The sequence below is a fragment of the Herbidospora yilanensis genome, from assembly GCF_001570565.1.
In the GTDB taxonomy this organism is placed as follows: domain Bacteria; phylum Actinomycetota; class Actinomycetes; order Streptosporangiales; family Streptosporangiaceae; genus Herbidospora; species Herbidospora yilanensis.
The window spans coordinates 18,557-43,420 of the sequence record NZ_BBXE01000052.1 but is presented as its reverse complement, the minus strand read 5'-3'; the positions used below and the strand labels follow the sequence as shown (position 1 = coordinate 43,420).

The window sequence follows — 24,864 nt, the reverse complement described above, 5'->3', positions numbered from 1 at the left end:
GACGAGAGCCATGGGTTTCAATCGTGACACGATCAGGTCTAAGGCGTTCTCCCTGCTCGTCGTGCCCCTGCTGGCCCTGACCGCCGTCTGGGCCTACGTCGCCGTCACCTCGGTCGCCGAAGCCACCAGCCTGTTACGGTCCGGTGAACGTTACACGGCCTATCTGCGGCCCGTGGAGGCCCTCCGCGACGCCCTGCGGCAGGAACGCCGTTTCAGCGTCGCCGCGCTCCGCGACGCACGCGTGAGCGCGGTCGAATACCTGGCCCAGCGCCGCGCCGACACCGACCGGGCGGTGGCCGGCTTCCGCGAGGCGACCGCGAGACAGGACCCGGCCGCCCTGCCGAGCACGACCCGGCTGCTGCTGGCCCGGCTCGACGGGCTCACGGCCGTGCGGGGCTCCGTCGACGGAGGGGTCTCGACCGCGGTCACCACCGTCGGCGTCTACAGCGACCTCGTCGACGAGATCTACAACCTCACCTCCAGCCTGGCCAGGGACGGCGGGCTCACCCCCGAGCAGTACTCGCAGGTCCGGTCGCTGAACTCGCTCGACTTCGGGCTCGACCTGCTGGCCCGCGAACAGAGCCTCATCGGGTACGCCATCGCCGACGAGAACCTGGCCCCCTCGATGCACGCCTCCTTCGTCGAACTGGTCATCAGCCGCCGGTTCCTGCTGCGCAACGAGGCGGCGGCGCTCGACCCCGGCGTGCGGGCCGGGCTGGAGGGGCTCTTCGCCAAGCCCGTCTACAGCGCGCTGACCGAGGGCGAGAACCGCATCGCCGCCTTCGTGCCGACCGACGGCGAACTCCCCTACGGCCTGCAGCAGTGGCTCAGGAACGGCACCGAGGTCATCGCCGAGGTCGAGGGCCTGACCGGCGCGGCGATGGACCGGGCGCTGGGCGCGGCCGGGCAGCGGGTCAGCACGATCCTGTGGCGGACGGCGATCATCACCGGCGCCGGCCTGGTCATCCTGATCGTGTCGGTGCTGATCTCGGTCCGGTTCGGCCGCCGTCTCGTGCGCGAGCTGGGCGACCTGGAGACGACCGCCACCGACGTGGCGCGGTCGCGGCTGCCCGAGCTGGTCCGGCGGCTGCGCGCCGGCGAGTCGGTCGACCCCGCCCAGGAGACCCCGCGGGTGGCCGAAGGCCGCACGGTCGAGGTCAGGAACGTTTCAGGGGCCTTCAACCACGTGCTCGGCGAGGCCGTGCGGGCCTCGGTCGGGCAGGCCGAGCTGCGGCGCAGCGTCGGCCAGGTGTTCCTCAACCTGGCCCGGCGCAACCAGTCGCTGCTGCACCGCCAGCTCTCGCTGCTGGAGGTCATGGAGCACCGCGTCGACGACCCGGCCACGCTGGAGGACCTGTTCCGGCTCGACCACCTCTCGACCCGCATGCGCCGGCACGCCGAGAACCTGATCATCCTCTCGGGCGCGGCGCCGTCCCGCCGGTGGCGGGAGCCGGTGCCGATCCTCGACCTGGTCCGGGGCGCCGTCACCGAGGTCGAGGACTACACCCGGGTCGTGGTCCAGGAGATGCGGCAGGCGCCGACCGTGCAGGGCCCGGCGGTCAACGACCTGATGCACCTGGTCGCCGAGCTGATCGAGAACGCGACCGTGTTCTCCCCGCCCGGCACCCGCGTCTACGTGCGCGGCGAGATCGCCGCCAACGGCTACGCGCTGGAGATCGAGGACCGCGGGCTCGGCCTCGACCCCGCCAAGCTGGAGGCGCTCAACCGGCGGATCGCCGAGCCGCCGGAGTTCGACCTGGCCGACAGCGAGCGGCTCGGCCTGTTCGTGGTGGCCCGGCTGGCCGCCCGGCACGGCGTGCGGGTGCTGCTGCGCAAGTCGCCGTACGAGGGCGTGACCGCGATCGTGATGATCCCGCCGGGCCTGCTGGCGGCGCCGGAGGAACGGCGGGCCGGCTACTTCCCCCCGCCCCCACCGGCTCCCGTCCCGGCGCCACCGGCCCGGCGCATCCTGCCGCCGCCGTCCGCGCCGCCGGTCGTCCCGGACGACTTCGACATGGAGGGACTGCCACAGCGGGTCCCGCAGACCCATCTGGCGGCGCCCCTGCGCGGTGCGGCGCCACCACGGGAGGAACCACAGCAGACCGGCGCGGACGCGGACTCCGCCGAACGGCGGGCCGGTCTGATGACGTCCATGCAGCGCGGCTGGGAACGCGGCCGGCGCGAAACGGGGATATGGAAGGACAGGACCGATGGCTGATCTCGCCAGGGAACTCGACTGGTTGCTCGACGACCTCATCCGGCGGGTACCGGGGGTGCGGCACGCGGTGGTGCTTTCCGCCGACGGGCTGGCGATGGGCGGGTCCCAGGGGCTGAGCAGGGAGGACACCGAGCACCTGGCCGCCATCGCGGCCGGGAGCCACAGCCTGGCCCAGGGAGCGGGCCGGCGGTTCGGCGTCGGCAACGTACGCCAGACGATCATCGAGCTCGACGGGGCGTTCCTGTTCGTCACCGCCGCCGGGGACGGCGCCCGGCTGGCCGTCATGACCAGCCCCGACTCCGACCTGGGCGTGGTCACCTACGAACTCACCATGCTCGTGAAGCGGGTCGGGGAGCACCTGAGCGCGCGGCCAAGGGCGGTACATGGCCGCTGACGAGGACCCGGAGCCAGGGCCCCTGGTCCGGATGTTCGCCGTCACCGGCGGACGCGCCCGCCCGGTGGGCGAGGCCTTCGACGTGATCGCCGTGGTGACCACGATCGGCATGCCGTACGACCCGGCCGGCCTCTCCCCCGAGCACCTCGAAGCGCTCCGGGTCGCCACCCGGCCCACCACGGTGGCCGACATCGGCACCCGGTTGCGGCTGCCCCTGAACATCACCCGCGTACTGCTGAGCGACCTGCGGCGCGAGGGACTGGTGTCGATCGACCCTCCGGCGGCGACGGCCGGAGTCCTGAACGAGCGGATCTACCAGGAAGTGCTCAATGGACTACGCGCGCTCTGACGCCCGGTCGGGCGCGCTCGCGATCAAGATCCTGATCGCGGGCGGGTTCGGCGTGGGCAAGACGACCATGGTCTCGGCGGTCAGCGAGATCCAGCCGCTGTCCACCGAGGAACTGCTCAGCGACCGCGGCGCCGGGGTCGACGACACCAGCGGCGTGGAGGCCAAGACGACGACCACGGTCGCCCTGGACTTCGGCCGGATCACGCTCCGCGAGGGCCTGTGGATCTACCTGTTCGGCACCCCCGGGCAGGACCGGTTCTGGTTCATGTGGGACGAACTGGCCATCGGGGCGCTGGGCGCGGTCGTGCTGGCCGACACCCGCCGTCTCGGCGACGCCTTCCCCGCGGTCGACTTCTTCGAGCAGCGGCGGATCCCGTACATGGTCGCGGTCAACCTCTTCGACGGCGCCCGCCGCCACGACCCGGCCGTGATCCGCCGGGCGCTGGCGGTGCCCGGCCACGTGCCCCTCGTGCCGTGCGACGCGCGCGAGCGGGAGTCGGTCAAGGAGGTGCTGCTGACCCTGATGCGCCATGCCCGGGAGATGTCGCGGGTCGGGGCCTGACAGGACGGCCCGCCGATCTGCACAATGCTGACATGTCTCGCGTGCCGGCCGTCCTGGTGGCCCTCGTGGTGCACCTGTTCACGCTCGCGTTCGTGGCCGTCGGCGTCGCGCTGGTCGCCGCGGCGCCCGGTTTCCCGCCCGCCTGGCTGCTCGGCCTGTTCCTGGTCGCGGTCGGGGTCATGCTCCGGCCCCGCCTGGGGCGGGTGCCGCCCGACGCCGAGGTCCTCCCCGAGGACGAGGCCCCGTTCCTGTACGGCCTCGCGGCCCGGGTGGCCGCCGAAGCCGGGGTGCCCCGGCCGCTGGTGGCCGTCCACGACCTGGGCCTGGGCGCGACCTACGAGCGGGTCGGCCTGCGGCGGCGGCCGGTGCTGACGATCGGCCTGCCCGTCTGGCTGGCCCTGTCCCCGTCGCTGCGGGTGGCCCTGCTGGCGACGGCGTGCGCCCAGGACCGGCTCGACGACGGCGTGATCGTGGGCGGGGCGAAGGCGACGCTCGCCGAGGTCAAGGTGGCCCTGTTCGGGCTGGGCGCCAACGAGGTGCGGCAGCGGGCCCACCTGGAGATGGCCATGACGCTGGGGGCGTGGGCGCCCAAGACCGCCTACGAGACGGCCGGCTGGTTCGGCCGGATGCTGGGCTGGATCGTGGGATGGCCGGCGGTGGTGGCGGGGGCCGTGCTCGACCGGCTGACCCGGGCGGCCACGGCCCGCGCGGAGGCCGGCATCGCGGCGACGGCGGCGGCCGTCGCCGGCCCGGACGCCATCGCCGAACTCGCCGAGGTGATCACCTCCCGGAGCTACCTGGCCCCGATGCAGGCCGCCGCGCTGCGCGGCGAGGACGTGACCACCATCCGCCGGGCCGCCCTCGACCGGGCGGCGGTGCGCGAGATGACCTCCGGCGACCCCGGCCCCCCGGTGGCCGTGCTGACCGAGTCGGAACACGTCGATCAGGAGCTGCGGGTGCACTACGAACGGGCGGTCAGGGGGCTTGGCCTGCTGTCCTGAGCGAGGGCATAAGCTGTCAAGGTGAGTGTTGCCCCTGACGGCCGTAAGCTCCTCCGCCTGGAGGTGCGCAACAGCCAGACCCCGATCGAACGCAAACCAGCGTGGATCAAGACCCGGCTGAAGACGGGCCCTGAATACACCGAACTGAAATCCCTCGTCCGCCGCGAGGGCCTGCACACGGTGTGCGAAGAGGCGGGTTGCCCGAACATCTACGAATGCTGGGAAGACCGCGAGGCGACCTTCCTGATCGGCGGCGACCAGTGCACCCGGCGCTGCGACTTCTGCCAGATCGACACCGGCAAACCCGCCGAGTACGACCGCGACGAGCCCCGGCGCGTCGCCGAGTCGGTCCAGCAGATGGGCCTGCGCTACGCGACCGTGACCGGCGTGGCCCGCGACGACCTCCCCGACGGCGGCGCCTGGCTCTACGCCGAGACCGCCCGGCAGATCCACTCGCTGCTCCCCGGCTGCGGCGTCGAACTGCTCGTGCCCGACTTCAACGGCAACCCCGACCAGCTCGCCGAGGTCTTCTCCGCCCGGCCCGAGGTGTTCGCCCACAACATCGAGACGGTGCCGCGGATCTTCAAGCGCATCCGCCCCGCCTTCCGCTACGAGCGCTCCCTCGGCGTGATCACCATGGCCCGCGAGGCCGGCATGGTGACCAAGTCGAACCTCATCCTCGGCATGGGCGAGGAGCGGGAGGAGGTCGTCCAGGCGATGCGCGACCTCCACGAGGCGGGCACCGACCTGCTGACCATCACGCAGTACCTGCGGCCCACGCCGCGCCACCACCCGGTGGAGCGGTGGGTCAAGCCCGAGGAGTTCGTCGAGCTCCAGGCCGAGGCCGAGGCGATCGGCTTCGCCGGGGTGTTGTCGGGCCCCCTGGTCCGCTCGTCCTACCGGGCCGGAAGGCTCTACCAGCAGGCGATCGAGCAGCGCGCCCGCGCCTGAGCCGGACAGACGGGAACGGCCGGGGAGACGACTCCCCGGCCGTTTTTATACGTGCCGGAGCACTTCCGGCACCGGGATCAGCGAACCTCACCTACAGTCGGGTGATCTCCAGGTAGGAGACACCCGGCATCGGGAGGTCGAAGGCCACCCTGATCGACGGGCCGCTCGTGGTCACCGGCGGGGTGAGCTCCTCCAGGACGTTGGCCGCCCGCAGGGTCTCCCATTCCTCGCCGGTCGGCCAGTCGGTCTTCCCGTGCCAGTGGGCGCGGATGTTGGAGTGGCGTTCGTCGATGCGGTGGTGGGTGACCGTGTGGTCGCCCTCGGCCAGGTCACTGATGGTCAGCGTCACCGTCCGGGACAGGCCGGGGTCGCCGTCGGCCTTCGCCTGGTTCAGGGTGCCGTTCCAGAGCAGGACGCCGACCGTGCCGTCGGCGCGGCGGGCGGCCCAGACCTCCACTCCCCCGGCGTCGCCCTCGACCTTGGCGGCCAGTTCCGCGTCGCCGAGGCGGTTCGCCAGTTCGAGCGCCCACCAGCGGGGTTTGCGCAGGTTGCCGACGGTCAGCAGGCCGAAGCCGCCGTGGAACAACCTCGGCGGGCGGCCCAGTTCCTCGAAGTGGTCGGAGGCCACCCAGTGCGACAGCGACTCCACCCGTCCCGCCGCCGACCGCATGCCGTGCAGGAGGAAGGACGCGCCGAACGGGCCGTCGCCGATGCCGTGGAAGTGGGTCGGGGTCGGGCCCCATTCGGTCCACCAGATCGGGGTGCCCTCCCGGCCGTGCCTGGCCAGCGCCGGACGCCAGTCGAGGGGCGCGTTGCCGTAGGTGTGGGTGGAGACGAAGTCGACCGGCAGGTCCCGGGCGATCAGCTCCTCGACCCAGCCGTTGGCGGCCGACGACGGGCCGCCCACCCGCAGGTCGGGGTGCACGTCCTTCACGGCGGCGGCGCTGATCGCGTACAGGCGGAAGTACTCCTCCGGGGTGCCGGACCAGAAGACCTCCAGGTTCGGTTCGTTCCAGACCTCGAAGGCCCAGTCGTCGATCAGCTCCTGGAGGCCGTAGCGGTCGGCGCAGTGCTGGGTGAAGGCGCGGACCAGGTCGCCCCAGGCGTCCCAGTCCTTCGGGGGGCTGATGATCGCCTCGTAGCCGAAGACGGTCTTCGACGGGTCGGCGGCCAGTTCCGCCGGCATGAAGGAGAGTTCGACGATCGGGCTCAACCCCAGGCCGGTGATCGTGTCGTAGATCTGGTCCACCCGCGAGAAGTCGTAGCCGTCGTCGAGGACGCGGACCTCGTCCAGGATCGCGTGGGCCCGGACGGTCGCCACGCCCAGCTCCGTGCGGGCCAGCCGGAGGGCCTCGACGAGCTCCTTCTCCTCGAACAGGTACGACAGATGCTCCGACCCGATCATGAACCGCCACGGCCGGGGGAGTTCGCGGGCGACATCTCCGGAGATCTCGACCCGCGTCACGCCCGATCCGCCCGGCGAACCGTGCACCGGTGAGCCCGCCGGGCCGCCGACCGCCGACACCCGGTACCAGCACGGGTCCTGGCCCGTGTCGACGTAACGGCACGACGGCACCGCCGCGACGTCCACGTCGGGCTGGCTCGTCACCCCGTAGGGGCCCTCGCGGAACGGCGAGCGTTCGACCGTGTAGCCGGTCGCTCCCGGGACCGGCTCCCAGGTCAGGGTCACGCAGCCGCGGCCGGGGGTGGCGCGCAGGCCCCCCGGCGGGGGAAGGTCCACGGGCGGGACCGCGGTCACCTCCCCCGACCGGCGATGGATGCGAGCCTGCCAGTCGTGACGGGCCTTCACGAACGGACCTCCCAGGTCTCCTGCGACAACACCGGCTTCAGGGCCCTCTCGACGTCGCGGGAGGCGAAGTAGCCCCGCAGCCCGTCCCCGGTCAGCCGGTTGCCGAGCGCGATCATGATCATGCCCTGGTCGAGGGCGAGGTACTGCTTGGCGACGGTCCCGCTCTTCACGGCCACCGCGTCGTAGAAGCCGCCGGGGCCGTAGGAGTCGAAGTCCTTCCTGATCTCGGCGAGGTTGGCGAGCGCGTCCTTCTCGGCGTAGCGCAGCGCCAGGAAGGAGGCGTGCGGGGTCACCACGCCGTCGCCGTAGGCCGCGGGCTCGGGCTTGGCCGGGCGGCAGTCGCCGTAGCCGTAGTCGACCGAGGTGCGCTCCTGGTCGGAGGTGTAGCCGTCGGTGTCCATGCCGAGCGCGTCGACGCCGTACTCGCGGTAGCCACCGGCCGGGTCGTTCGACGGGGAGAAGCCCCAGTAGCCGTACTTGGCGTCGTCGAGCCCGTGGACCTTCTGGGCCTTCACGTAGACCGGGTGGTTGCGGCCCCACGACTTCGCGCCCCAGACGTCCTCCGGTACGAGCTGCGGCACCATCAGCGCCTCGAACATGCTGCCGCCCCACGTGGGGACCAGCCGCATGCCCTTGTAGCCGTAGGTGCCCTGGAAGACCCGGACCCCCTCGAACGTCCGCCACGAACCCTCGGCCCGCTGCTCGGCCCACCCGAAGGCGCAGTCGTCGTTGGGGTGGGTGCGCAGCATGCCGAAGTAGTGCGCGCGGGGGATCTGGCCGAGGGCGATGCCGACGTAGGAGGTGATCCGGGTCTCGGTCATCGCGCCGTAGTGGTGGCAGGTCGAGTAGACGGTCGTGCCGGAGTCGTTGTAGTCGCTGGGGGTCGAGCAGCCCTCGGGCTCGTCCGGCCAGAACCCGCCGCGCAGGAGCCCGGTGCCCTGGGCGGCGGCGCCCTGCGGGTCGTAGTAGGAGGAGAAGTCCATGCTGCGCACCAGCCGGTCGGCCTCCCGCGCGACCGACGGCACGGCCGAGCGGATCATGAGTAAGGCCGCGCCGAGCCAGCCGTTGTCGACGCTGGAGGCGAACGGGGCGACCGGGTCGCCGCTGTCGGGCCAGGTCGTCACGAGTGCGAGCGTGTGGGGGTCGTACCAGTTGAAGAACTGGCCGGTCGGCTCATGGCGTTCCAGCTTCTGGACGTTCCGCAGGACCGTGGCGACCCGCTGCTCGGCCTCCCGTTTCGAGATGATCCCGGTGTCCCGGGCCGCGACCGTGCTCCACAGGTAGGTCGCGATGTTGGTCGGCGAGGTCACCTTGGCCCGCGTGGCGGGGTCGAGGTCGCCCTCGATCTTGTCGGCCGGCAGGCCCGTCGCCGGGTCGACCATGGCCACCATGGACTTCCAGGTGTCCTTCGCGTAGGTCGTCAGGGTGTTCTCCGCGGGTGCCGCCGGGGATACGGCCAGCAGCACGGCCAGCGCCATTCGCATGCGCGGTTCCTTACTTGAGTCCGGTCGAGGCGATGCCCTGCACGAAGTAGCGCTGCAGGAACAGGAAGAGCAGGAGGATGGGCGCGACCACCACGACGGCGCCCGCGATGAGCAGGCCGTACTGGGTCGCCTGGGCGTTGCTGAAGATGGCCAGCGCGACGGGCAGGGTGTACATGTCCTCGCTCTGGGCCACCACGGCGGGCCACAGGAAGTTGTTCCACGAGGTCATGAACGTGATCAGGCCCAGGGTCGCGAGCGCGGGCCGGCACAGCGGCAGCACGATCGAGAAGAAGACGCGGAACTCCCTGGCCCCGTCGACGCGGGCCGCCTGGAGGAGCTCGTCGGGGATGTCGGCGATGAACTGGCGCATCATGAAGATCCCGAGCGGCGCCACCACGAACGGCAACACGATCCCCAGGAACGTGTTGACCAGGCCCAGCTTCGCGATCAGCACGAACTGCGGCACCATCACGACGATCGCCGGCACCATCATCTGCACCATCACCAGGCCGAACAGGGTGTTCCTGAACCGGAACCGCAACTTGGCGAAGGCGTAGCCGACCATCGAGCAGAACAGCAGGTTCGCGACCACCAGGGCGATCGCGATGACCGCGCTGTTGAGGAACGCGGTGCCCATGTTCATCCGCTCGAACAGGCCGGTGTAGTTGCTCGCCGTCCACTCGGCCGGCAGCAGCGTGGGCGGGTTCCGCCGGATCTCGCCCTCGGGCTTGAACGAGGCGAGCAACGTCCACAGGAACGGGAAGACCACCACGAGCAGGCCGGCGGCGAGCAGGACGTAGGTGGACACGCGACGTCTCACGACCGCCTCCCGATCCGGAACTGGAGGAACGCCAGCGCGACGATCACGGTGAACAACACGGTCGCGGCGGCGCCCGCGTAGCCGTAGGCGCCCGCGCCGAACTGGTTGTAGATGGCCAGCGACGCCGACGTGGTCGCCCCGGCCGGGCCCCCCTTGGTCATGACCAGGGGTTCCTCCATGAACTGGGCGAACCCGATCGACGAGTAGACCGTGCAGAACAACAGCGCAGGCTTCAGCATCGGCACGGTGACCGACCGGAACCGCTGCCGGCGCCCGGCGCCGTCGATGTCGGCGGCCTCGTAGAGCTCCTTCGGGATGCCCTGGAGCGCCGCCAGCAGCACGACCATGTCGAACCCGAAGCTCCGCCAGGCCGTCATCACGATGATCACCGGGAGGGCGGTGCGCTCGTCCGACAACCAGGCCGGGCCGTCGATCCCGATCCAGCCGAGGAACTGGTTGACCGGCCCGGCGTCCGGGTCGAGCAGGAAGCGCCAGGCCACCGCGATGCCGATGATGCTGGTGATGTACGGGGTGTAGTAGCCCAGCCGGAAGAACGCGGCGGGCAGCCGGGCGATCCCCGAGTTGAGCGCGACGGCGGCGGCCAGGCCGAGCACGATCGTCAGCGGGAGCGTCGTCACCACGAAGATCAGCGTGTTGAGCGCCGCCTTGCGCATCAGCTCGTCGTCGAACAGGCGCAGGTAGTTCTCCACGCCGACGACGTCGACGGCGAGCGGGTCGCGGACGTCGGTGCTGCGCATGTCGGTGAAGCTCATGCCGAGGCCGGCCAGCAGCGGACCGGCCCAGAACACGACGAACACGACGAGGAAGGGCAGCACGAAGATCCACGCCACCCAGGAGTTCGCGGGCCTTCTCGGAACCGCCGGCGGTCGCTTCAGGACCGCGGGTCTTTCGAGCGTGGTCGCCATCGCTCAGGCCCCGGTGCCGATCTGGTCGGCCTGCTCCTGCATCCGCTTGGCGGTCGTGGCGGAGTCCTGCTTGCCGAGGGCGTACTTCTCCAGCTCGGTCTCCATCACCCGGGCGACCTGCTCCCACGTCGGCACGGCGGGCGCGGGCTTGGCGTCTTCGAGCTGCGCGCCGAACACCTGGACCCGCTCGTCGGCGGTCAGCGCGGGCTCCCGCCAGGCGGCCTGGACGCTGGGCAGCGACGAGGCCGTGGTATACCACTCGGCCTGCACCTTCGGGTCGGTCAGCCAGGTGAGGAACTTCCAGGCGGCGGCGCGGTTCGGCTTGTCCTTGAAGACGACCATGTTGCTGCCGCCGACCAGGCTGGTGCCGCCGGACGGGCCCTTCGGGTAGGGCGCGACGGCGAACTTGTCCTCGAAGCCGTCGCCGCCCTCCTGCTCCATCGTGGTGATCATCCACGGGCCGGAGTAGAAGGCACCGACGCGACCGGCGACGAAGGTCTGCGGGAACGCGCCCGTCGGCTGGTCGGTGACGGCGAGGCCGTCCTTGAAGAACGAACCCCAGTGTTCGAGGGCCTGCACCATCTGCGGGGTGTCGAGGGTCCACTTGCCGTCGGCCTGGAAGTCGCCCCCGGCCTGGTAGAGCAGCGGGGCGATCTCCTGCCAGGAGCCGGTCCGGAAGTTCTGCTCGACGCCGAGTCCGGCGCCCTCGTCCTTGAGCCGCTTGACGAAGCCGGTGACCTCGTCCCAGGTGGCGGGGGCCTTGGCGTCCTTGACCAGGTCGGTGCGGTAGTAGAAGGCGCGGGTCTCGACGTACCAGGGGATGCCGTAGGCGGCGCCGTCGACGACGCCGGTGGCCCACGCGCTGGGGAAGAAGGCGTTCTGGTCGACCAGGCCGGCGGGGGTGGGCTCGATCGCGCCGGTCTTCACCATCTCGCTCAGCCAGGTGTTGCCGATCATCGAGACGTCGGGGGTGGCGTTGCCGGCGATGGCGGCGGTGATCTTGTCGTGGGCGACGTCCCAGCCCAGGGCGGTCACGTTGACCGTGATGCCGGGGTTGGCCTGCTCGAACTTCTGGGCGAAGGCGTCGAGCTTCTCCCCCTCGGTGCCCATCGCCCAGACGGTGACGGTCCCGCCGGCCTTGGCGGTGTCGACGGCCTGGGCCTCCTCCGCGGCCCCGCCGGAGTCCCGGCCGCAGGCGGTGGCGGCCAGGGCGACGGCGAGCAGGCCGATGGCGTACTTCTTCACTTCTCCTCCTGGTGTGCTGGGGGGTGCACGCCGCAACTCGCCCGCACGACGAGGTCGGTGGCGAGGACGCGCGTGGTGTTCGTGGGCTCCGCTCCGGCGATCAGCTCGTCCAGGAGGCGGGCGGCGGCGGCGCCGAGCTCCCGCAGGGGCTGGCGCACGGTGGTGAGGGCGGGCCGGGAGTGGCGGGCGGCCATGATGTCGTCCCAGCCGGTGACGGCGACGTCGTCCGGGATCCGCAGGCCGAGCTCCTCGGCGGCCAGGATCACGCCGAGGGCGACCTGGTCGTCGGCGCACATGACCACGTCGGGGTGGTCCCGCAGCAGCCGGAGCCCGGCTTCGTGGCCGCCCTCGACCGTGTACGGGCACTCCACCGGTCGCGGCGCGGTGATGCCGTGGTGGCCGAGGGTGCGGGCGACGGCCGTCCACCGCTGGCTGACGTCGCCCTCGTCGTGGCCGCCGGCCAGCACGAACCTCCGGTGCCCGTGGGCGATCAGGTGCACGGTGAGCGCCTCGGCGGCGTCGGAATTCTCGCTCCGCACGGCCTCGGTGCCGGGGTGGGCGTCGCGGGCCAGCATGACCATCGGCAACCCCGAATCGGCCAGTTCGGCGAGCAGCGCGCCGGGCAGCGTCTGGCCGAAGACGACGAGCCCGTCGACCCGGGTGGCCAGGTCTTTCACCGTCTCCGGCATCCCGGCCCCGTCCCGGGTCGACAGGATCAGCACCGACCGGCCGAGTTCGGCGGCCACCTCCTCGTAGCCGAGGAGGACCTCGCCGAAGTAGGGGCCGGACAGGTCGGGGAAGACGATCCCGTTGGCGGCGTGGCGGCCCTCGGCCAGCGAGACCCCGAGGCGGCTCGGCGTGAACCTGAGCTGCTCGACCGCCCGCCGCACCTTCTCGCGGGTCGCCGGCGACACCGGCCCGGTGCCACGCAGCGCCCGGGAGACCGTGGCGATCGAGACCCCGGCCAGCCGCGCCACTTCGTAGATCGTCGAATCGGACACCCGTTGACCCCTCGCTCTGGGCTGTAAGCGCTTCCACTGCCCGTGCGCATGGGGATCACACCGAGTTTTATTACGGTTTTATAACTACGGCTCCGGTCGGCTCCGGTCTCGTTTTCACGATTGGAGCCCGGGATTTGTATCCTTCAGGCATGGCGAAGGACTCGGCGAACCCAGGCCGCATCAAGCAACTCCGGATGGTCGCTCAGATCATCAAGAAGGCCAACCCCAAGGGGATGCCGATCGTATACGCGACGGTCGTCGCGGTGATCGCGCTGGCGGTCGTCATCGGCCTGCTGACCGGCGCGTTCTGGTATGCGCTGATCCTCGGCATCCCGGTCGCGCTGCTGGCCGGCATGTTGCTGTTCGGCCGGTTCGCGCAGCGTGCGCAGTACTCCCTGCTCGACGGCCAGCCCGGCGCGGTCTACGCGATCCTCCAGGGCATGCGCGGCAACTGGATGGTCGAGGAGAAGCCGGTCGCGGTCAACCGCGAGCAGGACCTCGTCTTCCGCCTGGTCGGCTACCCCGGCGTGATCCTCGTCTCCGAGGGCCCCGGCACCCGCGTCCAGAAGATGCTGGTGGCCGAGAAGAAGCGGGTCCAGCGGGTCGCCATCGACGTGCCGGTCTACGACGTGCAGTGCGGCGACGGCGAGGGTCAGATTCCGCTGGCCAGGCTCCAGCGCCACCTGATGAAGCTGCCGCGCAACCTCAAGAAGCCGGCCGTCTCCGAGGTCAACAACCGCATGCGCGCGCTGACCCCGTCGATCCCGATGCCGAAGGGCCCGCTGCCCAAGGGCGCCCGGCTGCCGAAGGGCGTCCGCCCCCGGTGAGCGTGCCCGACAGCGCCGTCTCCGCGCGCGCGAACCGGGGCTACTGGGACTCCGCGGCCGACGACTACCAGGCCGAGCACGGCGAGTTCCTGCGTGACGACGGGTTCGTCTGGTGCCCCGAGGGCCTCGACGAGGCCGAGGCGGGGCTGCTGGGCGACGTGCGCGGCCTGGCGATCCTGGAGGTCGGCTGCGGCGCGGGCCAGTGCGGGCGCTACCTCGCCGCCCAGGGCGCGTCGGTGGCGGCCTTCGACGTCTCGCACCGGCAGTTGCAGCACTCCCGCCGCATCGATCTGTCCGCCGGTACGACCCTGCCGGTCGTGCAGGCCGACGCCGAGAAGATCCCCTTCCTCACCGGCACCTTCGACCTGGCCTGCTCGGCCTTCGGCGCCATGCCGTTCGTCGCCGACGCCACGGGCGCCCTGCGCGAGGTGGCCCGGGTGCTGAAGCCGGGCGGGCGGTTCGTCTTCGCCGTGTCCCACCCGATGCGCTGGGCCTTCCCCGACGACCCGGGCCCCGGCGGCCTGACCAGCGACCGCTCCTACTTCGACCGCACGCCCTACGTGGAGCGGAACGAGGCGGGCGAGGTGACCTACGTGGAACACCACCGCACGATGGGCGACTGGATCACGGCGATCACCGGGGCGGGGCTGCGGCTCGACGAGCTGATCGAACCCGAATGGCCTGCCACGCACGACCGGGTCTGGGGTGGGTGGAGTCCTCTGCGCGGGCGGCATTTCCCCGGGACCGCGATCTTCCGGGTCGTCTCCCCCTGAGCCCGCGCGGCGGCCGGCCCCGGGCGGCGCCTGGGCAGGCGGAGTCGTAACGGAGACGAAGGATTTACTTCTCTTTGAGGACGACGGTTCCGGCGGCGCGGTCGTGGAGGCCGCGCTGGTCCTTGTCGAAGATCAGGGCCGGCACCGCCAGGACGAGCAGGACGGTCCGGATCAGCACCGCCTTGGGCGACGGCTGGCCGCCGTCGAGGGTGGCGACCCTGACGTTGAGCAGGCGCATGCCGAAGGTCATGCCCATCGTGCCGACGAGCAGGATGTATTCGAGGGCGAGAATGCCGATGGTGACCAGGGCGGCGTCGGTGCCGGTCAGCCGGAGCAGCCCCTGGCTGATCGCCCACGCGCAGATCAGCCAGTCGATGAACAGCGCCCCGAGGCGTCTGCCGAACCGCGCGATCGAACCTTTACCCTGCTCAGGCAGGCCCAGCCGCTGTCCCGGATAGTCTTGAACGGCGGGCGTGCCGCTCAACCAGGTCTGCGTCCAGCGGGGTTCTCTGCTCATGACTCCAGAGTAATGGCCGCCCTATTCGGTCGTAACGATGACCTGCGGCGACGCCGGTAGTTACACCCTGCGGTCAGGTTTCGACAGCGTGCTTCCCATTAACACGTGTGAAACAAACGAGACATGGGACGGAAACGGCACAGTCCTACTTTCAGTCTGCTAAGCCAGTGCCCCTGGGAGGTTCGAGAGTGTTTAACTCCGCCGACGACGTCCTGTCGTACATCCGGGACGAAGGCGTGCAGTTCGTTGACGTCAGGTTCACCGACCTGCCGGGGACGACGCACCACTTCACTTTCCCCGTCGAGAACTTCGGCCCGAACGTCTTCTCCGACGGCCTCATGTTCGACGGGTCGTCCATCCGAGGTTTCCAGGCCATCCACGAGTCGGACATGCTGCTGCTGCCCGACCCGTCCACGGCCGTGATCGACCCGTTCCGCCAGCACAAGACGCTCAACATCAACTTCTTCGTGCACGACCCGCTGACCGGCGAGGCCTACAGCCGCGACCCGCGTAACGTGGCGCGCAAGGCCGAGGAATACCTCAAGGGCACCGGCATCGCCGACACGGTCTACTTCGGCCCCGAGGCCGAGTTCTACATCTTCGACGACGTGCGCTTCCAGACCAACCAGCACTCGTCGTTCTACTACATCGACTCGATCGAGGGCGCCTGGAACACCGGCACCGCGACCGAGGGCGGCAACCTGGGCTACAAGCCGCGCTACAAGGGCGGCTACTTCCCGGTCCCGCCGATGGACCACTTCACCGACCTGCGTTCGGAGATGGTCCGCCGTCTGATCGACTCGGGCATCGAGACCGAGATGCAGCACCACGAGGTCGGCACCGCCGGCCAGGCCGAGATCGACTTCCGCTTCGGCACGCTGCTCAAGACCGCCGACAAGCTGATGCTCTACAAGTACATCATCAAGAGCACGGCGCTGGAGTTCGGCCACACGGTCACCTTCATGCCCAAGCCCATCTTCGGCGACAACGGCTCCGGCATGCACTGCCACCAGTCGTTGTGGAAGGACGGCGAGCCGCTGTTCTACGACGAGGTCGGCTACGCCGGCCTGTCGGACATCGCCCGCTACTACATCGGCGGCCTGCTCAAGCACGCGCCGTCGCTGCTGGCCTTCACGAACCCGACGGTGAACTCCTACCACCGTCTCGTGCCCGGCTACGAGGCCCCGGTCAACCTGGTCTACTCCCAGCGCAACCGGTCGGCGTGCGTCCGCATCCCGATCACCGGCTCGAACCCGAAGGCCAAGCGCATCGAGTTCCGGGTGCCCGACCCGTCGTGCAACCCGTACTTCGCGTTCGCGGCCATGCTGATGGCCGGCATCGACGGCATCCGCAACAAGATCGAGCCGCCGGAGCCGGTCGACAAGGACCTCTACGAGCTTCCCCCGGAGGAGGCGCGTTCGGTCCCGCAGGTGCCGGGGTCGCTCCCCGAGGTGCTCGACGCCCTTGAGGCCGACCACGACTACCTGCTTGAGGGCGGCGTGTTCACGCCCGATCTGATCGAGACGTGGATCGCGTACAAGCGCGAGAACGAGATCGACCCGATCCGGCTGCGCCCGCACCCGCACGAGTTCGAGCTCTACTACGACGTCTGATCGTCGATTCGGGACAGGCCACCGGTTTCCGCCGGTGGCCTTTCTCTTTGCCGGGTGAACCAGGTCGCGATCGAACGTCTGTAGTTCTCCGGCATACGCAGCGCGGCGGCCTCCGCTTGGGTGAACAGGCCGAACTCCCGGTGTTCGTGACTGAGGACCGGCGGCCGGCCGGTGGCGACCGTGACGCCGTAGGTGACGATCAGGACGTCGGCGCCCTCGAAGATGTGGTACTGCCAGGAGTCGAGGATCGGGCCGACGTCGGCCCGCCAGCCGGTCTCCTCCTCGATCTCCCGTGCCAGGCAGCCGGCCGGGTCTTCGCCGAGTTCGAGCCGTCCCCCGGGCAGCTCCCATTCGTCGCGTTCGTTGCGGAGCAGCAGCACCCGGTCGTCCTGGACGACGACGCCCTTGATCGAGACGGGGAACCTCGGCGGGCGTTGCCGGACCCGCACCCCGGCCCGTTCGGCGACCTTCGCCACGTGGGACTCGTAGTCGCCGCGGGGGTCGTCGCTGAAGGAGGCGAGGGCGATGAGGGCTGTGACGGCGACGTCGCACAGTTCGTCCACGACGTCCTGACGGGTGTGGGCGCGGGCCTTGCGGGGGTTGTGGCCCAGCAGGCCGATCACGGCCTCGGCGGCCTCGCCCGCCTCTTCGGTGATCTTGAGGACGCGGAGGAGCGGGCGTTCCGGGCCGTCGGGGCTCGACCGGTCGAGCCACTCCACCAGACCGGCCAGCCGCTGCCACGTGGTGTCGCTCATGCACCGTCTCCCCTCACGACGCTTCGTCGGTCTCGGTCACCAGGGTGCCCCGGGAGGAGGTGCTCGCTCAGCCGAACCGAGTTCCGGCCGTCAGCGGCGTGCCGGGACCGGGCGTGCCGTAGGTGGTGGATCCCACCCGGCTCGCCGACGGTCACGCAGCGACGATGTGGGTCCTGTAGTCGTAACGCGTCAGCGTGCGTCTCACGACGCCCATCTGAAGGCGACGCGGTGCTCGCGCAGGAAGCGGCGGCGGGTCAGGGCCAGGAGCAGCCGGAGGATCGGCCCGCCCTCGGCCAGGGCCTCGCGGAAGGTGTCGGGGGGCACCTCCAGTGCCGTCCACGGCAGGGTGAAGCTCAGGTCGGCGAGCTTGAACTCCGCCTGCGCGGCCTTCTCGCTGTCCTGCCAGGCCGCCAGGCTCAGGTGGCGCTGGATGAGCGGCAGCGCCTCGGTCTCCTCATGGGCGAGGTGGTCTTCGAGCACGTCGCGGAAGCGGGCGACGTCGGCGGCCAGGGTCTCGCGGGTGCGGGCGTCGGGGATCAGGGTCATGCCGTGGAAGCCCTCGGCGCACTTGTCGAGCAGCGGGTCGATCAGGTCGTGCTCGGCCTCCATCGCGGCCATCGTCGCGGCGACGTCGGCACGTTCCAGGACGCGGGGCCAGATCGCGGTGTCCTCGATGGTGTGGTGGTGGTGCAGGGTGGTGGCGAAGGACGTCCAGCGGCGGGCGAGGGCGGCCCAGGCCTCGCGGTCGGTGAGCGGGGTGGCGGGCACCGCGCGGGAAAGGTCGCGCAGGTCCCGGCGGAAGGCGTGGTGCATCACGTACATGGTGCCCAGCGGGATCGGGCCCTCGGCCGTGCACGACTGGCCCAGCCGGGGCTGGCGGGCGTTGCGGCGGCCTTCGACGAGGTCGGCCATGCGGTCGAGCGACCCTGCCATGTCGGGGCGGCGGTCGCGGTGGCGGGGCATGATCAGGGCCGCCGCGCGCTGCTGGCCCGGGGTCATGCGGCGCACGATCTCGTAGGAGTGGGTGACGCGGGTGCCGCCGTCGGCGGGCTCGAAGCGGTAGCTCCAGACGGTCGAGTCGGTGATCTTGCCGGCCGGGACCGTGCGGAACGCGAACTCGCGTCCGGGGTCGGCGGCGACGACCTCGCACTCGCGGGTCCAGCGCCACAGGCCGTACACGTTGAGCCCCTGGAACCGCGCGCCCACCCCGCGCCCGTCGCCGAGCCAGTCGCACCGGCGGGTCTCGGGGCTCCATTCGGGTGTACGGGTGACGTCGGCCACCCATTCGTAGAGGTGTAACGGGTCGGCCGCGATGACCCGCGACATGCTCCCCTCCGGACGCAGGACCTGGGGCGGTTCGGTCGTCGTGGCCACCATCACGTCTCCTTTGGTACAGTATTCGAACCAGTCAAACTTGATTGGATACATGATGACTGTAGCCAAAAAACCCGACGCGTCAAGGCGCTACCGATCGCCCCTGCGCGAAGAACAGGCCCGCCGCACCCACGCCGCCGTGATCGAGGCCGCCACGGCGTGCTTCGTCGAGAAGGGCTACGCCGCGACGACGATGAAAGACGTCGCCGCCCGCGCCGGGGTGTCGGTGGAGACCGTCTACGGCCAGGGCGGCAAGGCCTCACTGCTGCTCGCCGCCGTCGACCGCACCCTCGTCGGCGACGACACCCCCGTCCCCGTGATCGAACGCGCCCCGCTGCGTGAGGTCATGGAGACACCCGACGCACGCGCGGCCCTGCGCCGGTTCCGCGACGCGGTGATCGAGGGCATGCCGCGGGTGCTCCCGGTCATGCACGCCTTCCACGTCGCGGCGGGGGGCGACGCGGAGATCGGGGCGGCGTACCAGACCTATGAGCAACGCCGCCTGGCCGACATGACGAAGATCGCCGAGTCGCTGGAACCGGGCCTGCGCGTGCCGACGGCGGAGGCGGCCGACGTGATCTGGGCGCTGTTCAGCACCCCGGCGGTCCAGGCGCTGATGGTCGACCGGGGGTGGGGAGTGGAACGCTGGGCCGACTGGGCGATCTCGGTGCTGGAACGCACGCTGCTCGACTAGCCCTGCCGATAGGGATCGGTCAGCGTGAACGGCTCGCGGGCGATCTCCCGCACCTCCTCGGGGAACCGGGGTCCCGCGGTGTAGAAGCGGGCCCTGGTCCGCCCGACCGACTCGATGACGCCCGCGACCGTGAGATCGCGGAGATCCCGCTGCGCCTGCTGCACGCTCAGGGCCTCGGCCTGTTCGTAGCGGCTGCGCCGCACCCGGCCCTCCATGGCCACGTCGTGCAGGGCCGTGGCCATGCGGGAATCGAGGCCCAGCGCCCGGACGAACGCCTCAAGCGCCTCCCACACCCGGCCCGACCGCTCGATCCGCTTCGCCACGGTCTGCGCCTGCTGGTGATAGGCCACCAGGTTGAACCGCACCCACGACGAGACGTCCTGGTCGGGCCGGTAGTCGGCGCCTCGGGCGGCCAGCTCGCGGTAGTAGTCCCAGGTGTTCCCCGGGCGGCCCAGCCACGCCTCGATGGAGGAGAACTCCGGCGCCAGCACCCCCTCACGGCCGATCATGAGCGTCTGCAGCGACCGCGACAGCCGCCCGTTGCCGTCGGCCCATGGGTGGATCGAGACGAGGTGCAGGTGCGCCATCGCCGCCCGGATCAGCGGATGGCTGCCGTCGGGCGCGTTCAGCCAGTCGACCAGCTCGGCCATCAGCGCGGGCACGTCCGCCGCGCCGGGCGCCGTATAGGCGGCGATGCCGGGGTCCCGGGCGTCGCTTACGTAGACCGGCCCGCGCCGCCACTGGCCGGCGGGCGAGCGCGGGGTGTGCCGATGGCCCTGCAACATCCAGTGCAGTCCGTTGAGCAACCCTTTTCCATAGCGGAAGTCGGCGGCGTCGTGCAGCGTCTGGACGTAGGTCATCATGCGCCGGCAGGCGAGCGTCTCCTCCCGGTCGACGGCGGAGACGTCGACGTCGCGCTCCCCCGCGAACAGGTCTTCCACGTCGACCGTGGACACCCGGAACCCTTCGATGGAGTTCGACGCGGCCACCAGATCGGCGGTGAGGTATTTCCGCATCCCCGCCGTCCATTTGGCGGGGGCGGCCCGCATCTGGTGCCGCAGAGCCTCCCGCATCTGGTCGATCTGTTCCAGCACCCTCTCGTCGGAGCCGCTGGTTCGCGGAGTGGGGTACAACATGCACCGCGTCATCGGACTAGCCCTGGGAGGTGTTCGGGGCCTTCGACTTCAGGCCGGTGACGCGGCGGAGCATGTCCCACCAGAACGACGAACCGAACAGCAGCGCCACCAGCGTCAGCAGGAAGCCCGGCCAGTGGCTCGGGCTCTTGAGCCGGTCCCACCAGTCGCCGCCGCCCCACTTCCACACCGGGGTGCCCGTGCCGGGCATCTCCACGCTCACCGGGGCGTGGGTGAAGATCTTCACGAAGGCCGGGGTGCTCAGCACCTCGGTCACGCACGCGTAGGTGTCGGCGCCGGGCGCGCACTGGTCTTTGATCGGGGCCAGGGCCTCCTCGCCCTGCTCGGCGAAGGCGGCGATGGCCGAGCGGTGGGCGCTGTCGTTGAGCAGGGTCTTGCCGTATTCGAGGGAGTCCATGCTGAACAGCAGGGTGACCAGCAACGACAACATGCCGACCGCGACGCGCACGTAGCGACGGTAGAGGACGGTGAGGCGCTCCATCTCGCCGTCGAACCATCCCTCGACGCCCTTGCGGAAGGTCTCCAGGTCGACGCCCGCCTTGGCCCACAGGCCGGCCAGCGGGCGGTAGAGGGGCGAGTCGAGGCGCTTCAGCTCGGCCAGCAGGGCGTCGACGCCGCCGCGTTCGCTGGCGATCTCCAGGACGGCGACGCTGAAGCGGGACGGAGGGATCTCGGCGATCGACGTCTTGCCCTGGCGCGCCTCGTCGATCTCCTGGAGGCGCTCGTGGAGCAGGTCGGTGAAGGGTTCGCCCTGGTGGTGGGCGGGGGCCTCGGCGGCGGTGGCGGGGGCGATGTCGACGGGGGCCGGGGTGGGGCTGAACTTGGGGCGGGGGTCCTTGCCGAAGGGGAGTTTGACGAAGACGCCGAGGATCGTCGCGGGCAGCCGCGAGCGGGTGGAGCTCCGGCGCGGCGGCAGCAGGTCGGCGAGGGCGCTGCGGAGCCGGCGTCCCAGGACGGTCACGCCGTGGAGCCGCTTGTCGAGGAAGCGGACCAGGCCGGAGACCTTCTCGATCTGCTCGCCGCCGTCGAGGGTGTCGCGCAGGTAGGCCCAGAGGAACTTGCTCCGGATCCCCAATAATCGGACGATGCCCTCGTTCAGGCCGCTGACCAGGAGGGATAACAGCAGGAACGCCAGCACCAGCCCGATGGCCAGATCCACGTAGTAGGACACCACGGGACCGTGATACACCCCCTCCGGCACGGCCGCAACAGGGTGATCACGCTTGGTAGGGAAACGCAAGATTCCCGGTCAGCCGAACTTCACGACACCTTCCGTGTCATGAAATTTCCGGACAGCGCGGAGCGCTGTCCGGACACCGCCGCCCGGATTTCAGTCCCGGATTTCAGTCTTCGTAGAAGACCCTTTCGACCACCGCGCGAGCTCGCCGGGTCGTCCGGCGGTAGTCGTCGATGAAGTCCTCCGACCCGTCCGGTGGGTAGCCCAAGGCGCGGGACACCAGGGCCCGCTCCCGGACCAGCCCCGGGATCGAGTCGGCCGAGCGGCCCTTGACCAGCATGATCGCGTCGCGCACTCGGGAGGCGAAGCGCCAGGCGTCGGCGAGGGTCTGCTCGTCGGCCGCGTTCAGCAGTCCCTCGCCGACCGCCGAGCGCAACGTGTCGAGGGTGCGGGTGGTGCGCAGGGCGGGGACCGTGCCCGCGTGGCGCAACTGGAGGAGCTGGGCCACCCACTCCACGTCGGACAACCCGCCGCGTCCCAGCTTCGTGTGGAGGGTCGGGTCGGCGCCGCGGGGCAGGCGTTCGGCCTCCATGCGGGCCTTCAGTTTGCGGATCTGCAGCAGGGCGTCGGGGGCCAGGCCCTCCTCGCGGTAGCGCAGCGGGTCGATCAGGGCCGTGAACTCGGTGCCGAGGTCGAAGTCGCCCGCGCAGAAGCGGGCCCGCAGCAGCGCCTGGGCCTCCCACGGCGACGACCAGCGTTCGTAGTAGGCGCGGTAGGAGGAGATCGTGCGGACCAGCGGGCCCTGGCGGCCTTCGGGGCGCAGGCCCGCGTCGACGGCCAGCGGCGGCTCGGGCGTCGGGAGGATCAGCAGGCGGCGCAGTTCCTCGGCGACCGCGTGGGCCGCGTCGGTGGCGTCCTTCTCCTCCGCGCCGGGGAGCGGGGCGTGCACGAACATGACGTCGGCGTCGCTGCTGTACGAGCACTCGAAGCCGCCCAGCCGCCCCATCGCGATGACCGCCATCCGGGTCGGGAACTCGCCCCGGCGTTCCTCGGTCACCTTGCGGACGGCCGCGTTGAGCGCCCCTTCGATGGTCGCGTCGTTGAGCTCCGACAACGCCTGCCCGACGCCCTCGATGTCGAGATGGCCGCCGAGGTCGGCGCAGGCCACCCGGAACAGCTCCCGCCGGCGCAGCGCGCGGACCGCCGCCACCGACGACTCGGCGTCCTGGCCGTAGCGGGCCACGGCCGCGTTCGCCTCGGCGTGGAGGGCCTCGACGGGGCGGACGGCCAGGTCGGTGGACGACCCGAGCATGGCCACCGCGTCGGGGGCGTGCTGGAGCAGCGTCGTGACGTAGCGGGAGGTGCCGAGCAGCCGGGCCAGGCGTTCGGCCACGGCCGTCTCGTCGCGGAGCAGCCGCAGGTACCACGGGGTGGCGCCGAGCTTGTCGCTGATCTGGCGGAAGCCGAGCAGGCCCGCGTCGGGGTCGGGGGCGTCGGCGAACCAGCCGAGCATGACCGGCAGCAGCGTGCGCTGGATGGCCGCGCGCCGGGAGACGCCGCTGGTCAGTGCGCTGATGTGGCGCAGGGCCCCGGACGGGTCGGCGTAGCCGAGCGCCTCCAGCCGCACGTGGGCGGCCGAGGTCGACAGGCGGGCCTCCTCGGAGGGCAGCCGGGCGGCGGCCTGGAGCAGCGGCCGGTAGAACAGCTTCTCGTGCAGCCGGCGCACTTCGAGGGCGTGGCGCTTCCAGGTCGTGGTGAACTCGCCGACCGGGTCGGTCAGCATGCCCAGGCCCCGGCCGATCCGCCGCAGGTCGGCGCTGTCGGACGGGACGACGTGGGTGCGCCGCAGCCGGTGGAGCTGGAGCAGGTGCTCGACGTGGCGCAGGAACGAGTAGGCCTCGGCCAGCGCCTTGGCGTCGTCGCGGCCGACGTAGCCGCCGCGCGACAGGGCGGCCAGCGCGGGCAGGGTGGCCTTGCGGCGCAGCAGCGGGTCGGTGCGGCCGTGGACGAGCTGGAGGAGCTGCACCGCGAACTCGATGTCGCGCAGCCCGCCCGGCCCGAGCTTGATCTGCCGCTCGGCCTCGGAGACCCGTACGTGGGCCTCGACCCGGCGCCGCATGGCCTGCACGTCCTCCACGAAGTTGTCGCGGGCCGCGGCCTCCCACACCATGTCGTTGACGAGCTCGACGTACTCCTCGCCCAGTTCCACGTCGCCGGCGACCGGCCGCGCCTTCAGCAGGGCCTGGAACTCCCAGGTCTTGGCCCAGCGGCGGTAGTAGGTCAGGTGGCTGTCGAGGGTGCGGACCAGCGGGCCCATCTTGCCCTCGGGGCGCAGCCCGGCGTCGACCTCCCACAACGAGCCCTCGGGGGTGCTGGTCGAGCAGGCCCGCATCATGGCCTGGGCCAGCTTGGTCGCCGACTTCAGGGCGAGCGCCTCGTCGACGCCCTCCTTCGGCTCGGCCACGAAGACGACGTCGACGTCGGAGATGTAGTTGAGCTCGCGGGCGCCGCACTTGCCCATGCCGATGACGGCCAGCCGGGCCTGCTCCCAGCCGGGGGTCTCGGCGCGGGCGACGGCGAGGGCGGCGTCGAGCGCGGCGGCGGCCAGGTCGGACAACTCGGTGGCGATCTCGGCCAGGGTGAGCACGCCGGTGACGTCGAGCCCGGCCAGGTGGAGCAGGCGGCCCCGGTAGGAGGCCCGCAGGGCGTCGAGGGCCTGCTCGCCCGACGCGACCGGCTCGGGCAGCGTCGGGTCGGCGCCGACGGCGAACAGCAGCTCCTCGCGGTGGGTCAGCGGTTCTTCCGGGTCGGGGCCGGTGACGTGTTCGGGGTGGCGGACCACGTGGTCGCCGAGGGCGGCGCTCAGGCCGAGCACCCGCAGCAGGCGGCGGCGCAGGCCGGGATCGGCGCGCAGCGCGCCGAGCACGCTCGGGTCGCGTTCGACCAGCCGGCTCAGCGAGGTCAGGGCGAGATCGGGGTCGGCGGCGGAGACCAGGTCGTCGAGGAGGTCGAAGTCGGCGACGGCCTCGGGGCCGAGCGCGTCCAGCAGCCGTTCGGCCCTGGCGCCATCGGCGAATCCGAGGCGGGCCAGGCGCCCGGCGGTGGTCTGCATCCGGAACGCGGCGTTCACCGGTCCTTCCTCCGCCTCGATGTCCGCGACGTCAATGCGCAATGGTCTTCCTTTTCCAGGAGGAATCCTCGCGACATGACCACTTGACC

At 71.1% G+C, this 24,864-nt stretch carries 22 protein-coding genes; 10 read left to right on the top strand and 12 right to left on the bottom strand.

Features of this window, described 5'->3' with window-relative positions; genetic code table 11:
- Window positions 1-10: 10 nt before the first annotated feature.
- The 6 genes from AW273_RS34915 to lipA are packed head-to-tail and all read left to right on the top strand — an operon-like array spanning window position 11 to window position 5,475.
- On the top strand, window positions 11-2,218 hold the full coding sequence (locus AW273_RS34915) for a sensor histidine kinase (RefSeq protein WP_198168519.1): 2,208 nt from the start codon (window positions 11-13) through the stop codon (window positions 2,216-2,218).
- The gene (locus AW273_RS34910; RefSeq protein ID WP_062357864.1) at window positions 2,211-2,612 is read left to right on the top strand and encodes a roadblock/LC7 domain-containing protein; all 402 of its coding nucleotides are present in this window, start codon (window positions 2,211-2,213) and stop codon (window positions 2,610-2,612) included. The genes AW273_RS34915 and AW273_RS34910 overlap by 8 nt, the downstream gene beginning before the upstream one ends.
- On the top strand, window positions 2,602-2,961 hold the full coding sequence (locus AW273_RS34905; protein ID WP_062357861.1) for a DUF742 domain-containing protein: 360 nt from the start codon (window positions 2,602-2,604) through the stop codon (window positions 2,959-2,961). Before AW273_RS34910 ends, AW273_RS34905 begins: the two co-directional genes overlap by 11 nt.
- Complete coding sequence (locus tag AW273_RS34900; protein WP_062357858.1) at window positions 2,942-3,523, top strand: GTP-binding protein; 582 nt, start codon at window positions 2,942-2,944, stop codon at window positions 3,521-3,523. Before AW273_RS34905 ends, AW273_RS34900 begins: the two co-directional genes overlap by 20 nt.
- A gap of 32 nt (window positions 3,524-3,555) precedes the next feature.
- Entirely contained in the window at window positions 3,556-4,524 is a 969-nt protein-coding gene (locus tag AW273_RS34895; protein WP_157556466.1) for a M48 family metallopeptidase, read from the top strand.
- 21 nt (window positions 4,525-4,545) lie between these two features.
- A complete protein-coding gene (lipA, locus tag AW273_RS34890; protein WP_062357853.1) occupies window positions 4,546-5,475 on the top strand; it encodes a lipoyl synthase in 930 nt (309 codons plus the stop codon).
- A gap of 91 nt (window positions 5,476-5,566) precedes the next feature.
- Here the strand turns inward: lipA and AW273_RS34885 are convergent, their stop codons facing one another.
- The 6 genes from AW273_RS34885 to AW273_RS34860 all read right to left on the bottom strand — a co-directional run bounded on the left by AW273_RS34885 (window position 5,567) and on the right by AW273_RS34860 (window position 12,761).
- A complete protein-coding gene (locus tag AW273_RS34885) occupies window positions 5,567-7,285 on the bottom strand; it encodes a GH39 family glycosyl hydrolase (RefSeq protein WP_157556464.1) in 1,719 nt (572 codons plus the stop codon).
- A complete protein-coding gene (locus AW273_RS34880) occupies window positions 7,282-8,769 on the bottom strand; it encodes a glucoamylase family protein (RefSeq protein WP_083950293.1) in 1,488 nt (495 codons plus the stop codon). Before AW273_RS34880 ends, AW273_RS34885 begins: the two co-directional genes overlap by 4 nt.
- A gap of 10 nt (window positions 8,770-8,779) precedes the next feature.
- Complete coding sequence (locus tag AW273_RS34875) at window positions 8,780-9,589, bottom strand: carbohydrate ABC transporter permease (RefSeq protein ID WP_062357848.1); 810 nt, start codon at window positions 9,587-9,589, stop codon at window positions 8,780-8,782.
- Window positions 9,586-10,440, bottom strand: coding sequence for a carbohydrate ABC transporter permease (locus tag AW273_RS34870; RefSeq protein WP_062357892.1), 855 nt, complete (start codon window positions 10,438-10,440; stop codon window positions 9,586-9,588). Before AW273_RS34870 ends, AW273_RS34875 begins: the two co-directional genes overlap by 4 nt.
- Before the next feature lie 78 nt (window positions 10,441-10,518).
- Window positions 10,519-11,760, bottom strand: coding sequence for an extracellular solute-binding protein (locus AW273_RS34865; protein WP_062357846.1), 1,242 nt, complete (start codon window positions 11,758-11,760; stop codon window positions 10,519-10,521).
- Window positions 11,757-12,761 carry a LacI family DNA-binding transcriptional regulator gene (locus AW273_RS34860; protein WP_062357844.1) on the bottom strand — a complete coding sequence of 335 codons (1,005 nt, stop codon included), beginning with the start codon at window positions 12,759-12,761 and terminating at the stop codon, window positions 11,757-11,759. The genes AW273_RS34865 and AW273_RS34860 overlap by 4 nt, the downstream gene beginning before the upstream one ends.
- A 149-nt stretch (window positions 12,762-12,910) precedes the next feature.
- Here AW273_RS34860 and AW273_RS37685 point away from each other — a divergent pair, with 149 nt between their 5' ends.
- On the top strand, window positions 12,911-13,588 hold the full coding sequence (locus tag AW273_RS37685; protein WP_062357841.1) for a DUF4191 domain-containing protein: 678 nt from the start codon (window positions 12,911-12,913) through the stop codon (window positions 13,586-13,588).
- On the top strand, window positions 13,585-14,361 hold the full coding sequence (locus tag AW273_RS34850; RefSeq protein WP_062357838.1) for a class I SAM-dependent methyltransferase: 777 nt from the start codon (window positions 13,585-13,587) through the stop codon (window positions 14,359-14,361). The genes AW273_RS37685 and AW273_RS34850 overlap by 4 nt, the downstream gene beginning before the upstream one ends.
- A 64-nt stretch (window positions 14,362-14,425) precedes the next feature.
- On the opposite strand, the gene AW273_RS34845 is transcribed toward AW273_RS34850, so the two are convergent.
- Window positions 14,426-14,878, bottom strand: a complete 453-nt coding sequence (locus AW273_RS34845; protein WP_062357836.1) for an RDD family protein — start codon at window positions 14,876-14,878, stop codon at window positions 14,426-14,428.
- A gap of 188 nt (window positions 14,879-15,066) precedes the next feature.
- Between AW273_RS34845 and glnA the strand changes: the two genes are divergently transcribed.
- Window positions 15,067-16,491 (top strand): type I glutamate--ammonia ligase, encoded by a 1,425-nt coding sequence (gene glnA, locus AW273_RS34840; RefSeq protein ID WP_061300799.1) that lies wholly within the window; start codon window positions 15,067-15,069, stop codon window positions 16,489-16,491.
- Here glnA and AW273_RS38290 read toward each other — a convergent pair.
- Together AW273_RS38290 and AW273_RS36805 are read right to left on the bottom strand one after the other, a co-directional pair.
- On the bottom strand, window positions 16,479-17,246 hold the full coding sequence (locus AW273_RS38290) for an NUDIX domain-containing protein (protein ID WP_083950290.1): 768 nt from the start codon (window positions 17,244-17,246) through the stop codon (window positions 16,479-16,481). The genes glnA and AW273_RS38290 overlap by 13 nt on opposite strands.
- 201 nt (window positions 17,247-17,447) lie before the next feature.
- Window positions 17,448-18,623 carry a hemerythrin domain-containing protein gene (locus AW273_RS36805; protein ID WP_062357834.1) on the bottom strand — a complete coding sequence of 392 codons (1,176 nt, stop codon included), beginning with the start codon at window positions 18,621-18,623 and terminating at the stop codon, window positions 17,448-17,450.
- 52 nt (window positions 18,624-18,675) lie between these two features.
- Here AW273_RS36805 and AW273_RS34825 point away from each other — a divergent pair, with 52 nt between their 5' ends.
- On the top strand, window positions 18,676-19,314 hold the full coding sequence (locus tag AW273_RS34825; RefSeq protein ID WP_198168518.1) for a TetR/AcrR family transcriptional regulator: 639 nt from the start codon (window positions 18,676-18,678) through the stop codon (window positions 19,312-19,314).
- On the opposite strand, the gene AW273_RS34820 is transcribed toward AW273_RS34825, so the two are convergent.
- The 3 genes from AW273_RS34820 to AW273_RS34810 form a co-directional block, all read right to left on the bottom strand.
- Window positions 19,311-20,450, bottom strand: coding sequence for a Fic family protein (locus AW273_RS34820; RefSeq protein WP_062357830.1), 1,140 nt, complete (start codon window positions 20,448-20,450; stop codon window positions 19,311-19,313). The two genes, AW273_RS34825 and AW273_RS34820, sit on opposite strands and share 4 nt — an antisense overlap.
- Before the next feature lie 16 nt (window positions 20,451-20,466).
- Window positions 20,467-21,639 carry a hypothetical protein gene (locus tag AW273_RS34815; protein WP_198168520.1) on the bottom strand — a complete coding sequence of 391 codons (1,173 nt, stop codon included), beginning with the start codon at window positions 21,637-21,639 and terminating at the stop codon, window positions 20,467-20,469.
- Window positions 21,640-21,811: 172 nt separating this feature from the next.
- The gene (locus AW273_RS34810) at window positions 21,812-24,757 is read right to left on the bottom strand and encodes a bifunctional [glutamine synthetase] adenylyltransferase/[glutamine synthetase]-adenylyl-L-tyrosine phosphorylase (RefSeq protein WP_062357886.1); all 2,946 of its coding nucleotides are present in this window, start codon (window positions 24,755-24,757) and stop codon (window positions 21,812-21,814) included.
- Window positions 24,758-24,864: the final 107 nt, after the last annotated feature.

Excerpts from the sequence above, each read along its gene's own strand:
- AW273_RS34895 (WP_157556466.1), top strand. The coding sequence starts at position 3,556 with ATGTCTCGCGTGCCGGCCGTCCTGGTGGCCCTCGTGGTGCACCTGTTC.
- AW273_RS34845 (WP_062357836.1), bottom strand. The coding sequence starts at position 14,878 with ATGAGCAGAGAACCCCGCTGGACGCAGACCTGGTTGAGCGGCACGCCC.
- AW273_RS34810 (WP_062357886.1), bottom strand. The coding sequence starts at position 24,757 with ATGCAGACCACCGCCGGGCGCCTGGCCCGCCTCGGATTCGCCGATGGC.
- AW273_RS34910 (WP_062357864.1), top strand. The coding sequence starts at position 2,211 with ATGGCTGATCTCGCCAGGGAACTCGACTGGTTGCTCGACGACCTCATC.
- AW273_RS34905 (WP_062357861.1), top strand. The coding sequence starts at position 2,602 with ATGGCCGCTGACGAGGACCCGGAGCCAGGGCCCCTGGTCCGGATGTTC.
- AW273_RS34880 (WP_083950293.1), bottom strand. The coding sequence starts at position 8,769 with ATGCGAATGGCGCTGGCCGTGCTGCTGGCCGTATCCCCGGCGGCACCC.
- AW273_RS34915 (WP_198168519.1), top strand. The coding sequence starts at position 11 with ATGGGTTTCAATCGTGACACGATCAGGTCTAAGGCGTTCTCCCTGCTC.
- AW273_RS36805 (WP_062357834.1), bottom strand. The coding sequence starts at position 18,623 with ATGGTGGCCACGACGACCGAACCGCCCCAGGTCCTGCGTCCGGAGGGG.
- AW273_RS34900 (WP_062357858.1), top strand. The coding sequence starts at position 2,942 with ATGGACTACGCGCGCTCTGACGCCCGGTCGGGCGCGCTCGCGATCAAG.
- AW273_RS37685 (WP_062357841.1), top strand. The coding sequence starts at position 12,911 with ATGGCGAAGGACTCGGCGAACCCAGGCCGCATCAAGCAACTCCGGATG.
- AW273_RS34820 (WP_062357830.1), bottom strand. The coding sequence starts at position 20,450 with ATGTTGTACCCCACTCCGCGAACCAGCGGCTCCGACGAGAGGGTGCTG.
- AW273_RS38290 (WP_083950290.1), bottom strand. The coding sequence starts at position 17,246 with ATGAGCGACACCACGTGGCAGCGGCTGGCCGGTCTGGTGGAGTGGCTC.
- AW273_RS34825 (WP_198168518.1), top strand. The coding sequence starts at position 18,676 with ATGACTGTAGCCAAAAAACCCGACGCGTCAAGGCGCTACCGATCGCCC.